Annotated in this window: 15 protein-coding genes; 10 read left to right on the top strand and 5 right to left on the bottom strand. The window is 66.1% G+C overall.

Annotation, left to right across the window (positions count from 1 at the left end; all coding sequences use genetic code 11):
• Window positions 1-29: 29 nt before the first annotated feature.
• A complete protein-coding gene (gene otnK / locus BN60_RS08770; RefSeq protein WP_020695652.1) occupies window positions 30-1,328 on the top strand; it encodes a 3-oxo-tetronate kinase in 1,299 nt (432 codons plus the stop codon).
• Between the two features lie 5 nt (window positions 1,329-1,333).
• Here otnK and BN60_RS08775 read toward each other — a convergent pair whose 3' ends face one another.
• Window positions 1,334-1,822, bottom strand: a complete 489-nt coding sequence (locus BN60_RS08775) for an NUDIX hydrolase (RefSeq protein ID WP_020695653.1) — start codon at window positions 1,820-1,822, stop codon at window positions 1,334-1,336.
• A gap of 8 nt (window positions 1,823-1,830) precedes the next feature.
• Window positions 1,831-2,841 (bottom strand): porphobilinogen synthase, encoded by a 1,011-nt coding sequence (gene hemB / locus BN60_RS08780; protein WP_020695654.1) that lies wholly within the window; start codon window positions 2,839-2,841, stop codon window positions 1,831-1,833.
• Window positions 2,842-2,956: 115 nt separating this feature from the next.
• Here hemB and BN60_RS08785 point away from each other — a divergent pair, with 115 nt between their 5' ends.
• Genes BN60_RS08785 through BN60_RS08825 form a run of 9 tightly spaced genes read left to right on the top strand, consistent with a single transcriptional unit; the run spans window position 2,957 to window position 10,439 of the window.
• Window positions 2,957-4,096 carry an acyl-CoA dehydrogenase family protein gene (locus BN60_RS08785; protein WP_020695655.1) on the top strand — a complete coding sequence of 380 codons (1,140 nt, stop codon included), beginning with the start codon at window positions 2,957-2,959 and terminating at the stop codon, window positions 4,094-4,096.
• Window positions 4,097-4,152: 56 nt separating this feature from the next.
• On the top strand, window positions 4,153-5,220 hold the full coding sequence (locus BN60_RS08790) for an enoyl-CoA hydratase/isomerase family protein (protein ID WP_020695656.1): 1,068 nt from the start codon (window positions 4,153-4,155) through the stop codon (window positions 5,218-5,220).
• 22 nt (window positions 5,221-5,242) lie between these two features.
• Window positions 5,243-6,124 (top strand): 3-hydroxyisobutyrate dehydrogenase, encoded by an 882-nt coding sequence (gene mmsB / locus BN60_RS08795; RefSeq protein ID WP_020695657.1) that lies wholly within the window; start codon window positions 5,243-5,245, stop codon window positions 6,122-6,124.
• Window positions 6,114-6,803, top strand: coding sequence for a glutathione S-transferase N-terminal domain-containing protein (locus tag BN60_RS08800; RefSeq protein WP_020695658.1), 690 nt, complete (start codon window positions 6,114-6,116; stop codon window positions 6,801-6,803). The genes mmsB and BN60_RS08800 overlap by 11 nt, the downstream gene beginning before the upstream one ends.
• A 12-nt stretch (window positions 6,804-6,815) precedes the next feature.
• Window positions 6,816-7,502 (top strand): glutathione S-transferase N-terminal domain-containing protein, encoded by a 687-nt coding sequence (locus BN60_RS08805; protein ID WP_020695659.1) that lies wholly within the window; start codon window positions 6,816-6,818, stop codon window positions 7,500-7,502.
• Window positions 7,503-7,531: 29 nt separating this feature from the next.
• Entirely contained in the window at window positions 7,532-8,023 is a 492-nt protein-coding gene (locus BN60_RS08810; RefSeq protein ID WP_020695660.1) for a MaoC family dehydratase, read from the top strand.
• Between the two features lie 17 nt (window positions 8,024-8,040).
• Entirely contained in the window at window positions 8,041-8,325 is a 285-nt protein-coding gene (locus BN60_RS08815; protein ID WP_020695661.1) for a putative quinol monooxygenase, read from the top strand.
• A 43-nt stretch (window positions 8,326-8,368) separates the two neighbouring features.
• Window positions 8,369-9,436 (top strand): magnesium/cobalt transporter CorA, encoded by a 1,068-nt coding sequence (gene corA, locus BN60_RS08820; protein WP_020695662.1) that lies wholly within the window; start codon window positions 8,369-8,371, stop codon window positions 9,434-9,436.
• 4 nt (window positions 9,437-9,440) lie between these two features.
• Complete coding sequence (locus tag BN60_RS08825; RefSeq protein ID WP_020695663.1) at window positions 9,441-10,439, top strand: glutathione S-transferase family protein; 999 nt, start codon at window positions 9,441-9,443, stop codon at window positions 10,437-10,439.
• 7 nt (window positions 10,440-10,446) lie between these two features.
• Here BN60_RS08825 and BN60_RS08830 read toward each other — a convergent pair whose 3' ends face one another.
• From BN60_RS08830 to BN60_RS08840, 3 genes are all read right to left on the bottom strand, one after another.
• Window positions 10,447-11,193: a sulfite exporter TauE/SafE family protein gene (locus BN60_RS08830; RefSeq protein ID WP_020695664.1), complete on the bottom strand. Its 747-nt coding sequence runs from the start codon at window positions 11,191-11,193 to the stop codon at window positions 10,447-10,449.
• Window positions 11,194-11,198: 5 nt separating this feature from the next.
• Entirely contained in the window at window positions 11,199-12,413 is a 1,215-nt protein-coding gene (locus tag BN60_RS08835) for an acyl-CoA dehydrogenase (RefSeq protein WP_051150249.1), read from the bottom strand.
• A gap of 149 nt (window positions 12,414-12,562) precedes the next feature.
• On the bottom strand, window positions 12,563-13,366 hold the full coding sequence (locus tag BN60_RS08840) for an ABC transporter ATP-binding protein (protein WP_020695666.1): 804 nt from the start codon (window positions 13,364-13,366) through the stop codon (window positions 12,563-12,565).
• Window positions 13,367-13,390 lie beyond the last annotated feature (24 nt).

Here is a 13,390-nt window from a genome sequence, read left to right on the forward strand (position 1 = left end):
CCTGCCCGAGGGGCGCCGGCCGAGGTTCCATGTCCCCGTTGCTGCTTGGTTGCATCGCCGACGATTTCACCGGAGCGACCGATCTCGCCAACACGCTGGCACGCGCCGGGATGCGGGTGGTGCAGACCATCGGCGTGCCCGACGTCGCCGACCGCCCGGATGCCGATGCCGTGGTGATCGCCTTGAAATCGCGCACGGCGGAGACGTCCGTGGCTGTGGCGCAATCGGTCGAGGCATGCCGCTGGCTGCGCCGGCATGGCGCGCGGCAGATCTATTTCAAGGTCTGCTCGACCTTCGACTCCACGGCGCGGGGAAATATCGGGCCGGTGCTCGATGCGTTGATGGACGAGCTTGCCTGTGCGTTCTGCATCGTCACGCCGGCTTTCCCCGAGACCGGACGAACCGTCTATCAGGGACATCTGTTCGTCGGCGACACGCTGCTCAGCGACAGCAGCATGCGCAACCATCCGCTGACGCCCATGACCGATGCCAATCTCGTGCGGGTGCTGGAGCGCCAGCTTCCTGCCGGCGCCCGCCGCCGGGTCGGCCTGATCGACCATCGGCAGGTGGCCGGCGGCGCGGGGCGGATCCGGGAACGGATGGCCGATCTGCAGGCGCAGGGCTGCGCGTTGGCGATCGCCGATGCCCTTACTGACGACGATCTGGCCTGCCTCGGGGCTGCCGCGGGCAATCTGCCCTTGCTATGCGCGGCGTCGGGGTTGGCGATCGGCCTGCCGGGCAACTGGGGGATAACGCCGTCGGAAACGGCGCGGCATTTGCCGCCGGTGGAGGGGCTGCGGGCGATCGTGTCGGGCAGCTGCTCGGCGGCAACCAACGCCCAGGTGACGCACTTCGTCGGCAGCGGCGGCGCGGCATGGTCGCTCGATTCCCGACGGCTTGACGGCGACGCGCTCGCCGCGCAGGTGGACGAGATCGCGGAATGGGCCGAACGACACTGGCGGGCCGCGCCGCAGCACGCGGTACTCGTCTTCAGCACCGCCCGGCCGGACGAGGTGCAGGCCGTGCAATCGCGGCTGGGCGCGCAGCAGGCGGGAGGGCTGATCGAGCAGGCCTTGGCGCAGATCGCCCGCCGCCTGGTCGCGCGAGGCGCGCGCCAGCTGATCCTGGCCGGCGGCGAGACGTCAGGCGCCTGCATCGGTGCCCTGAATGTAACGCGCCTGCAGATCGGCCGGCAGATCGATCCCGGCGTACCCTGGTGTCATGCGCATTCGCCGGACGCGGGGGACCAGGGCATCTATGTAACCCTGAAGTCGGGCAACTTCGGCGGGGTCGATTTTTTCAGCCGGGCGTTCGCGACGCTCGCGTAAATCCTCTAGCCGATGCTGATGGGCGCCGCGGGCGGGCCGTCGCGCAGCAGCGTCCCGAGACGGGCGCCGAGATCGAGCGGCTCGAAGCGTTCGCTTGAGCCGGCGATCTCACCGGCGGTCCACCAGCGATGGCCGCGGGTCCAGCTCCGTTCCTTCTCGTCGAGGCCGGACGTGTCGATCTCGGTGCGATCGGTGCGCGCCAGGAAGAAGCGTTCCTTGTGCATCACGTCCTTGCCGCGCCAGCTCATGCGCCGCTCGCGCGTCCACACCCAGCGCGGCGCGTCGATCACCGGCAGCTTGGTTTCCTCGCCGGCCTCGCGCACGGCGGCTTCTGCATAATCCTCGCCGGGATCGACCATGCCGCCGATCATCACCCAGAACGGATCGAAGAACGGCTGGGCGGGATCGAACACCGCGGGATCGTGCACGTTGAACAGGAAGAGCCGGTCCTGCGGATCGAGCAGGATCAGCCGGGCCGACGGGCGTTCGATCATGCGCGCAGTCACTTGCCCTTGAGCAGCCGCGCCGCGTCCACCGCGCCATAGGTCAGGATGCCGTCGCAGCCGGCGCGCTTGAAGCCGGTCAGCGTCTCGATCAGCACCTTGTTCCAGTCGAGCCAGCCGCGGTCGGCGGCGCCGCGCAGCATCGCGTATTCGCCGCTCACCTGGTAGGCGTAGGTCGGCACGCCGAACGTGTCCTTCACGCGGCGCACCACGTCGAGATAGGGCAGGCCGGGTTTGACCATGACCATGTCGGCGCCTTCCTCGATGTCGAAGCCTACTTCGCGCAGTGCTTCGTCGGTGTTGGCGTAGTCCATCTGGTAGGTCTTCTTGTCGCCCTTCAGCGCACCCGAGCTGCCGATGGCGTCGCGGAACGGGCTGTAGAAGGCTGAGGCATACTTGGCGGCGTAGGACATGATCTGCGCATTGCCGTAGCCCTTGCCGTCGAGCGCCTTGCGAATGGCGCCGATGCGGCCGTCCATCATGTCGGAGGGCGCCTGGATGTCGGCGCCGGCTTCGGTCTGCACGATCGCCTGCTTGACCAGCGCTTCCACGGACTCGTCGTTCTGCACGTAGCCGTCGCGCACGATGCCGTCGTGGCCGTCGCTGCTGAAGGGATCGAGCGCCACGTCGCACACGATACCGATATCGGAGACGGATTTCTTCACGGCCCTGATGGCGCGGCAGACGAGATTGTCCGGATTGTAGGCCTCGCGCGCATCGGGCGTCTTCGCCTTGGGATCGGTCTCGGGGAAGATCACGACGGCGGGGATGCCGAGATCGCGCGCTTCCTTGGCGGCCTCGACGAAGAGGTCGATCGAGAGCCGGTCGACGCCGGGCATCGAGGCCACCGGCGTGCGGGCGTTGCTGCCCTCCTGCACGAACACTGGCCAGATCAGATCGTCGACGGAGAGCTTGTTCTCGGCAACGAGGCGGCGGGACCAGTCCTCGCGGCGGTTGCGGCGCAGCCGGGTGGTGGGAAAACGGCCGAGCGTTGTGAAGCGAGCGGGCATGGGTGGCGTTATCGCGCGATCTGCAGAAACCGGCAATGCGGCGTGTTCAGCACGCTGTTTCGTCGCGCGGGGGGTCGTTTGACTGCCCAAGGCCCCCCGATATGATCCGACCCCCATGGATTTTGCACTTTCCGAAGACCAAGAGGCTTTCCGCGATACGGCCCGGCAGTTCGCGTCGGACCGGATGCTGCCTGAGGCTGCACGCTGGGATGCCGAGAAGATCTTCCCCGAAGACATCCTGCGCGAGGCTGCGGCGCTGGGGTTCGGCGGCATCTATGTGAAGGACGATGTCGGCGGCAGCGGACTCTCGCGCTTCGACGCGGCCTTGATCATGGAGGAGCTGGCGTCGGCCTGCCCGAGCACGGCGGCCTATATTTCCATCCACAATATGGCTGCTTGGATGATCGACGGCTTCGGCAGCGACGAGCAGCGTCGGCGCTTCCTGCCCAAGCTCTGCTCGATGGAGCATTTCGCGAGCTACTGCCTCACCGAGCCCGGCGCCGGGTCCGATGCGGCCGCGCTGGCGACGCGCGCGGAGCTGAGCGGCGATCACTACATCCTGAACGGCACCAAGGCCTTCATCTCGGGCGGCGGCCGCAGCGACATCTACGTCGTGATGCTGCGCACCGGCGGGCCGGGGGCGGGCGGCGTCTCGACCCTGGTGGTCGAGGCCGGCACACCGGGACTTTCCTTCGGCAAGCAGGAGAACAAGCTCGGCTGGAACAGCCAGCCGACCGCGGCGGTGATCTTCGACAATTGCAAGGTGCCTGTCGCCAACCGGCTGGGGCCGGAAGGCCATGGCTTCAAGATCGCGATGATGGGGCTCGACGGTGGGCGCATCAACATCGGCGCCTGCTCGCTGGGCGGCGCGCGCGCCTGCCTCGAAACGGCGTCGCGCTATGTCGTGGAGCGCAAGCAGTTCGGCAAGCCGATTGCCGATTTCCAGGCAACGCAGTTCAAGCTCGCCGACATGGCGACCGAGCTGGACGCGGCGCGGCTGATGATCTGGCGCGCGGCATCCCTGCTCGACGCCAAGTCGCCGGAGGCCACGCAGGCCGCCGCCATGGGCAAGCGCTTCGCGACCGACGTGGGCTTCCGTGTCGTCAACGACGCATTGCAATTGCATGGCGGCTACGGCTACTTGAAGGACTTCCCCATCGAGCGCTATCTCCGCGACTTGCGCGTCCACCAGATCCTCGAAGGCACCAACGAGATCATGAGGGTGATCATCTCGCGCAGGCTGTTGATGGGATGACGAGAGCGCCGCCGACTTGAGCTTTCCTGCGGCGCGGTTTTTCTTTTGGAGTTGTGATGTCTGAAGCAGAGATTCTGTTCGAGGTGAAGGACGGCCTGGGCGTGATGACGCTGAACCGGCCCAAGGTCCTGAATTCCCTGTCGCACAACATCATCCAGGAAATGGAACGGGTGATGCCGCAGTGGGAGAAGGACCCCGCCATCAAGGCCGTGATCCTGCGCGGTGCCGGCGATCGTGCCTTCTGCGCCGGCGGCGACGTGGCCGGCCTCTATCGCGAGATGCGCGACAATCCTGCGGGCACCCTGCGCCGCGACTTCTTCCGCGAAGAGTACATCGTCAACCGCCGCATCTATCGCTACGCCAAGCCCTGGATCTCGCTGATCGACGGCATCAACATGGGCGGCGGCGTCGGTCTGTCGGCGCACGGCTCGCATTCGGTCGCGAGCGAGAAGTTCCTGTTCGCCATGCCGGAGACGACCATCGGCCTGTTCCCCGATGTCGGCGGCGGCTACTTCCTGACCCGCCTGCCGGGGGCGCTCGGAACCTTCCTGGCGCTCACCAGCTATCGGCTGAAGGTGGCCGATGCGCTGTGGGCCGGCATCGTGCAGGCGCATGTGCCGAGCGCCAAGATCAACGACCTGCAGGCCGCACTGGGCGCAGCCGATCTTTCCGGCCCGCGCGCCAACGAGAAGGTCGATGCGGTCATCGCCAAGTTCACGGCCGACCCGGGCGAAGCGACCCTGCCGGGGCTGATGTCCGAGATCGACCGCTGCTTCTCGGCCGAGACGCTGCAGGAGATTGTTGCGAAGCTCAGGAAGTCGAACAGCGAGTTTGCCCAGAAGCAGCTCGCGGCTCTGCTGAAGCTCTCGCCGCTGTCCATGGCGATCACGCTGGAACAGCTCCGTCGCTGCGCCAACCGGTCGTTCGAGGACACGATGACCATCGAATACCGGATGTCGCAGCGCTGCATGCAGAAGGGCCACGACTTCTTCGAGGGCGTGCGTGCGCTGCTGATCGACAAGGACCAGAAGCCGGTCTGGAACCCGCCGACCATCGACGGCGTGACCACGGCGATGGTGGAGGAGCATTTCCGGCCGGTGTCGAACGACCTGTTCTTCGACTGAGCGGCCACAAAGGGAGGAAGCCATGGCGAAAATCGCCTTCATCGGTCTTGGCAACATGGGCGGCCCGATGGCCGCCAACCTGGCCAAGGCGCAGCATCACGTGACGGCCTTCGATCTGTCCGAAGAGGCCGTCAATACGGCAGTCGAGAAGGGGGCGCATAAGGCCGCTTCGGCTGCCGAGGCGGTGAAGGGGGCCGAGATCGTCGTCACCATGCTGCCGGCCGGCAAGCATGTGCGCGAGGTCTACGAGAAGGATGTGCTGCCGAACGTCGCCAAGGGCACGCTCCTGATCGACTGCTCGACCATCGATGTCGACAGCGCTCGTCACGTTGCGGCGCTGGCCGACAAGGCCGGCCTGGAGATGATCGACGCGCCGGTGTCGGGTGGCGTTGGCGGCGCGACGGCCGGCACGCTCACCTTCATGGTCGGCGGCAAGGACGGCGCCTTCGCCAAGGCCAGGCCGGTGCTGGAGAAGATGGGCAAGAACATCGTCCATGCCGGCGGCAGCGGAAACGGCCAGGCGGCCAAGATCTGCAACAACATGGTGCTGGGCGTCTCGATGATCGCCGTCAGCGAGGCCTTCATGCTGGCCAAGCGGCTGGGCCTCGATGCGCAGAAGCTGTTCGACGTGGCCTCGACCTCGTCGGGTCAGTGCTGGTCGCTCACCAACTACTGTCCGGTGCCGGGCCCCGTGCCGACGTCGCCTGCCAACCGCGACTACCAGGCGGGCTTCACGGCGGCCATGATGCTGAAGGACCTGGTGCTGGCCCAGCAGGCGGCCAATGCCGCGGGCGCCAGCACGCCGCTCGGCGCCGAGGCCGCGCAGCTCTTCAACATGTTCGTCAACTCGGGCCACGGCGCTAAGGATTTCTCCGGCATCGTCAAGATGCTGGATGGCAAGTGATCCGCAGGCAGGGGGCCGTACCCTCTACGACCTGAAATCGCTGGACGGGCGGCAGCTCAGCCCGTTCGGCCAGCGCGTCCATCTTGCGCTCCGGCACAAGGGCCTCGCTGTCGACCGCATCGAGCTGGTGCGCTTCGTCGACAAGGAGGCGATTGCCTTCGCCAAGTCGCAGAGCGTGCCGGTGCTCGTGGACGGCGACAAGGTCGTGGCCGATTCCTGGCGCATCGCCAACCACCTCGAAGATGCCTATCCCGACCGGCCGTCCCTGTTCGGCGGCGAGGCGGGGCGGGCGCTCGCACGCTACTTCAACAACTGGTGCGGCCTTTGGCTCACGCCGGAGATCGCGAGCTTCATCTTGTTCGACATGCTCGACCATATCGACGAGGAAGACCGCGCCTATATCCGCCGCACGCGCGAGCCGCGCTTCGGGCCGCTGGAGAAGTTGAACGAGACGCGCGCGGCGCGATTGCCGGCGTTCCAGAAGGTGCTCGACCCTCTGCGTCTCACGGTGAAGCAGAACGGTAACCTTCACGGCGCCACGCCGGGCATGGCGGATTTCATGGTCGCTGCGGCGTTCCATTGGGCGGAGCAGTCGAGCCGATTTGCGCTGCTTCAAACAGACGATCCGCTCTACTCTTGGAGCCGACGTCTCAACGGTCCCAGTCACGCGGAAAGGTAACGGACAGAGTAAATGATTACGCTTTACGATCTCGTCTTCCAGAATGACCGTCGCCCCAGCCCCTTCTGCTGGCGCGCCAAGTTCGCTTTGGCCCACAAGGGGCTGGAGTGGAAGGACGAGCCGACGGGATTCACCGAGAAGCACAAGATCGCCTTTGCCGATTCCCAGCTCCTGCCGGTGCTCAAGGACGGCGACGTGGCGGTGAAGGACAGCTGGGCGATCGCCTGCCATCTCGACAAGGCCTATCCCGACAAGCCGATCTTCGCCAACGAGCAGGAGCGGCTGGCGGGCCAGCTCGCCAATGGCTGGACGGACGTCGCGATCAACGCGGCCGTATTCCCGCTGTTGGTCGCCGATCTGGTGGAACGCGTGCGGCCGGAGGACAAGGCCTACATCATCGAGTCGCGCGGCAAGCGCCTGGGGACGGCCGACTTCGCAGGCTTCCAGGCGCGGGCGCGGGAGAAGGGCGTCGCCACGCTGCGGACGGCATTGGAGCCGGCGCGTCGTGTGCTGCGCGAGCAGAAGTTCCTGGGCGGCACGCGCACGAACTATGCCGACTATGCGCTGTTCGGCACTTTCATGTGGGCCTATGCGACCAGCCCGCTGGCGCTGCTGGAGAACGACGATCCCGTGCATGCCTGGCGCGAACGCATGTTCGACCAGTTCGACGGGATGGGCCGCAAGGCCAAGGCGGCCTGACGCCTGCAACGACAAGAGGGAGACATCCAATGGCGGATGCCAATGCTAAACCCTTCGATCCGGCCCAGCATCGCTTCGGGCCGGCGCACTGGTTCGAGGACCTGAAGGTCGGCCAGAAGTTCTACATCAACTCGCGCACCCAGACCGATGCGCTGTTCTCGGCCTTCCAGCTGGCCAGCGGGGACAACCACCCGATCCACTATGACCGCGAGTACTGCAAGGCGCTGGGACATCGCGACATGCTGGCTCACGGGTTGCAGGTCGCGATCCAGGGCGCGGCCGGCGGCGGCATCTTTCCGCATATCGTGGGCGAGTCGCTGGTCGGCTTCCTGGAGCAGTCCTCGCGCTTCCTGAAGCCGGTCTATGTCGGCGACACGCTCTATCCCATGCTTGAGATCGTCGAACTGAAGCCCGGCCGCACCACCGGCGTGGCCATCCTGAAGCTCACCATCCATAACCAGTCGGGCGAGCTGGTGTGCGACGGCGAGCACAAGTACCTTGTCAAAAAGCGGCCGCAGTAGCCGACAGAGGAGAGACCATGATTGGCGTTATCGCGAAGCTCACCATCAAGCCCGGCACCAATGCCGACTTCGAGGCGACGATGAAGGCCCTGCAGGCCAAGGTGCAGGCCGACGAACCGGGCAACAAGCTCTACGCGCTGCACAAGACGGCCGACGTTAATGTTTACGTCATGCTGGAACGCTACGAAAACCAGGCGGCACTCGAAGCCCATCGGGCGGCGCCGCACTTCAAGGAGCTTGGCCGCAAGCTCGGCGACTATCTTGCCGGCCGTCCCGACGTGCAGGTGATGGAAGAAGTCTGAAGCCCTGAACCGGGGAAGAGTCCCAGGGACGTATGGGGGACGCATGGACGGTATCATCCACCGGCATACCAAGCCCGGTACCGCTCCCGGAACGCTCGCCGGACGCGCTCCCGTTCCCGACGAGGCTCTCGACTTTACCCTGGTCGAATACACGCCGGACGATGTCCAGGTCGTGCATGGGGTGGAGGTCGACGAATGTCGCTTCCACCTCGGCACGCCGGGCCATACCTGGATCGACGTGGCGGGTCGCCCCAGCTCCGAGATGCTGCGCAATCTCGGCATGGCCTTCAACCTGCACCCGCTGGCGCTCGAAGACGTCTTCCACGCCAACCAGCGCAGCAAGATCGACCTCTACGAGGGGCAGGGCTTCATCGTCCTCAACGACCCGATCTACGAGGACGGCGCGCTGCTGTCGCGGCAGGTCAGCATCTTCTTCGGCGACAACTATGTGATCTCCTTCCACGATCACAAGGTCGACATTTTCAAGCCGGTCCGTGACCGCATCCAGACGGCGGGCTCGCGGCTGCGCATCTTCGGCATCGACTACCTCGTCTATGCGCTGATCGATCTCGTGGTCGACCGCAAATTCCCGTTGATCGAGGCGGTGTCGAACCACCTCGAACAGCTCGAGGACGAGGCGCTGGAACGTCCGACGCAGGACACGCTCTATCACATCCATCAGGCGCGACGGGCGCTGGTCGCCTTCCACCGCATCCAGTGGGCCGAGCGCGAGACGGTTCTCGCGGTGATGCGGCCCGACGTGCCGTTCATCATGCCGGAGACGCGCACCTACCTGCGCGACTGCTTCGACCATGCGGTGGCCGTTCTCGACCTGGTCGAGAGCTACCGCGAAATGACGAACAGCCTGATGGAAGTCTATCTGATGGACTCCTCCAACCGCATGTCGGAAGTGATGAAGACGATGGCGATCATCACCGTCTTCTTCATGCCCTTGAGCTTCCTGGCCGGCATCTACGGCATGAACTTCGAGCGCGATGTCGGCAACATGCCGGAACTGGGCTGGCAATACGGCTACTATTTCTTCTGGTTCATGGTCGTCGTGATCGTCGGCAGTATTTTCTTCTGGTTGAAGCGCAAGCGGTGGATTTGAGCAGATGACGAACGCCTATCGTATTTTCGGGTCCGAACTGTCGCCCTATTCGGTGAAGGTGCGCTCCTACTTCCGCTTCAAGGGCATCGAGCACAGCTGGATTCCGCGGTCGCCGGCCGTGCAGGCGGAGTTCCAGAAGTATGCCAAGCTGCCGCTGGTTCCGCTGGTTGTGACCCCGAAGGACGAGGGCCTTCAGGATTCGACGCCGATCCTCGAACGGATCGAAGCCGCGCATCCGGAGCCGTCGGTGACGCCGGACGATCCCGCACTCGCCTTCGTCTCGGCGCTGCTGGAGGAATATGGCGACGAGTGGGGCAATAAATGGATGTTCCATTACCGCTGGCACTACCAGCCCGATGCCTGGTCGACGGCGGAGCGCATTGCGCAGCAGATGATGGGGGCGGAGGGGACGCTCGCGGTCGCGCAGGCGCGGGCGGCGGTGGCCGAGCGCATGATGGGCCGGTTGGGTTTCGTGGGCTCCAACGGCAAGACCCGGCCGCTGATCGAAGCCTCGTTCAAGAAGGCGGCGGCATTGCTCGACGCCCATCTCGCGACGCGGCCCTATGTCCTGGGCGCGCGGCCTTCGATGGCGGATTTCGGCCTGTGGGGCCAGTTCTACGAAGCCGCGACCGATCCGACGCCGGGTGCGCTGCTGCGGGCGTCGGCACCGCATGTGATGGCCTGGGTGAAGCGCATGCTGTCGCCCAAGGTCGAGGGTTCCTTCGAGACCTTGGCGGCGCTGTCGCCGACCCTAATGCCGCTGCTCAAGGAGGAGGTGGCCGGCCTCTTCCTGCCGTGGTCGCAGGCCAACGCGCAGGCGATCGAGCGCGGCGACAAGAGCTTCACGATGACCCTCGGCGGTTCGGAATGGACGCAGGAGCCGCAGAAGTACCATGCGCGGTCGCTCGCCGAGATCCGGCGCAAGTATGCGGCTGCCAAGGGGGTAGCAGGTCTGGAGCCGATACTTGTCGAGAGCGGCTGCCTGAAAGGCCTGGCGAGCTAGAGCCTGCTCAGCGCAGCGACGAGCCGATCAGCGTCAGTCCGGAGAAGGCCAGCAGCGCCAGCAGGATGCGGCGGAACTGCACGTCGTCGATGCGGCCATAGAGGGCGAGGCCGATCCGCGCCCCGATCAGGGTCGTAGGCACGCAGATCGCAGCCCAGATGAAGAACGTCCGGTCGAGAAAGCCCGCGATGCCGGCGGAGATCAACGCGAGGAAGAGCACGCTCATGTTGAAGGGCTGGTTGACGCCGCGCTGCTCGTTCTTGCCGTAGCCGCGAAGCTGCGCCCAGATCGTGGGAGCGGGGCCGCTCAGGCTTGCCATCCCACCCAGCACGCCGCCGACCAGGCCCACCGCAGCGTCGGCGACGCGGCCGCCGCCGGCGACGACGGGCGGGCGGCGCACGAAGGCCATCCAGGCGCTGTAGACGATTAGCAGGAGGCCGACGCCGACCTTGAGCGGCTGTGGCCGGACATCTTCGAGGAGCATGGTGCCGATCGGCACGCCGATCGCTCCGGCCACGAGAAACGGCCAGAGCCGCGGCCAGCGGATGCCGCTCCAGATGCGCGGCAGCGATTGTATGTGGCCGGCGACGCTGCAAAGCGCCGTCAGAGGCGCGGCCGTCAACGGCGACATGGCCTGTAGCCAGAAGCCCAGCGCCACCAGCGCATAGCCGGTGCCGCTCAATCCGTTGACGAAACCCGCAGCAAGTGCCCCGGCGACGACGATTGCGATGTCGCCGGGGGGAGGGAGATCCACGCCGATTACGCTCCGGCGCTGAACGCCTGGATGCCGGTCATGGCGCGGCCGAGGATCAGCGCGTGCACGTCGTGCGTGCCCTCGTAGGTGTTCACTGCTTCGAGGTTCATGACGTGACGGATCACGTGATACTCGTCCGACACGCCGTTGCCGCCGTGCATGTCGCGGGCGACGCGGGCGATGTCCAGCGCCTTGCCGCAGTTATTGCGCTTGATCAGGGAGATCATCTCCGGCTGGGCGTGGCCCTGGTCCTTGAGGCGGCCGACGCGCAGGCAGGCCTGCAGGCCGATCGCGATCTCGGTCTGCATGTCGGCCAGCTTCTTCTGGATGAGCTGGTTGGCGGCCAGCGGCCGGCCGAACTGCTTGCGGTCGAGCGTGTAGTTGCGCGCCTGCTTCCAGCAGAACTCCGCGGCGCCCATGGCGCCCCAGGCGATGCCGTAGCGGGCATTGTTGAGGCAGCCGAACGGACCGCCCAGGCCCGAGACGTTGGGCATCAGGTTCTCGGCCGGCACGAAGACCTCGTCGAGCATGATGGCGCCGGTCGTCGAGGCGCGCAGGCTGAACTTGCCTTCGATCTTGGGCGTCTCGATGCCCTTCCAGCCGCGCTCCAGGATGAAGCCGCGGATCGCGCCGCCGTCGAGCTTGGCCCAGATCACCAGCACGTCGGCGATCGGCGAGTTGGTGATCCACATCTTGGAGCCCGAGAGCTTGAAGCCGCCCGGCACCGTCACGGCGCGGGTCTTCATGCCGCCCGGATCGGAGCCGTGGTCGGGCTCGGTGAGGCCGAAGCAGCCAACCCACTCGCCGGTCGCGAGCTTGGGCAGGTACTTCATGCGCTGCTCTTCGCTGCCGTAGGCGTAGATCGGATGCATGACCAGCGAGGACTGCACGCTCATCGCCGAGCGGTAGCCGGAATCGACGCGCTCGACCTCGCGCGCCACCAGGCCGTACGTCGTGTAGTTGGCGCCGGCGCAGCCATACTTCTCGGGGATCGTCGAACCGAGCAGGCCCAGCGCGCCGAACTCGTTCATGATCTCGCGGTCGAACTTCTCGTTGCGATTGGCCAGCAGCACGCGCGGCATCAGCTTGTCCTGGCAGTAATCGCGCGCGGCATCGCGGATCGCGACTTCCTCCTCGGTGAGCTGGTCGTCGAGGAAGAAGGGATCTTCCCAGTCGAACGGCTTGGCGTCGGCGGAAATGCCCTTGGCGGCACTCTTCATCGGGGTCGCGGCGGTGGCCATATCTTCTCCTGGCTATTTCCGCGGCGTCTTAACAGGCGAGGCGGGCCACGCCAACCGTTGCGGCGAACGGTCCTGGCAGTCCAAATACGCAATGATCGTTCGCCGGAGAGGCCGTAGCCTGGCCGTCGTCAGGCGGTTCCGGCTGCGCCCTCGGTGCGGCCTGTCAGGGCGCGGAAAATCTCCAGAGAGAGTTTACCGAAGGCTTCGGAGGCCCTGAGTTCGACCGTGCGCGGGCGGGGCAGATCGATGCGCAGGTCCGCCGCGACGCGGCCCGGGCGGGCCGACATGACCAGCACACGGTCGGACAGGAACACGGCCTCGGGGATCGAATGGGTGACGAACAGGACCGTCTTGCGGGCGTCGCGGGACAGGTCCTTCTCGCCCCAGATGCGCAGCAGTTCGAGGGCCATGTCGTCCCGTGTCATGGCGTCCAGCGCGCCGAACGGCTCGTCCATCAGCAGGAGCGGCGGATCGAGCAGCAGGGCGCGGCAGAGCGCGGCACGTTGTTGCATGCCGCCGGACAGTTCCCGTGGCAGCTTGGGGCCGAAGCCGCCGAGGCCCGCCATGTCGAGAAGCTGCTCGGCCCGCGATCTCAGCGTCCTGGGATCCTTGCCGGCAAGCTCGGCCGGCAGCAGCACGTTCTCCAGGATGGACCGCCACTTCAGCAGGATCGGCGCCTGGAAGACCATGCCGATATCGGGGATCGGCTGCGTCACCGGGCGGCCGGAGACGGTGACGGTGCCCGACGTGGCGGGCCGCAGCCCGGCCACGATCCTGAGCAAAGTCGACTTTCCGCAGCCGCTCGGGCCGACCAGCGAGACGAACTCGCCGGCGCCGATGGCGGAAGTGATGCCGGCGAGGGCCTCGACAGGGCCGCTCGCCGCTTCATACGTCATGCCGACCTTGTCGAGGTCGATCAGTGTCTTGGTCACGCTACGCGAATGTCCAGATCGGTT

The organism is Reyranella massiliensis 521, assembly GCF_000312425.1.
GTDB classification, from domain to species: domain Bacteria; phylum Pseudomonadota; class Alphaproteobacteria; order Reyranellales; family Reyranellaceae; genus Reyranella; species Reyranella massiliensis.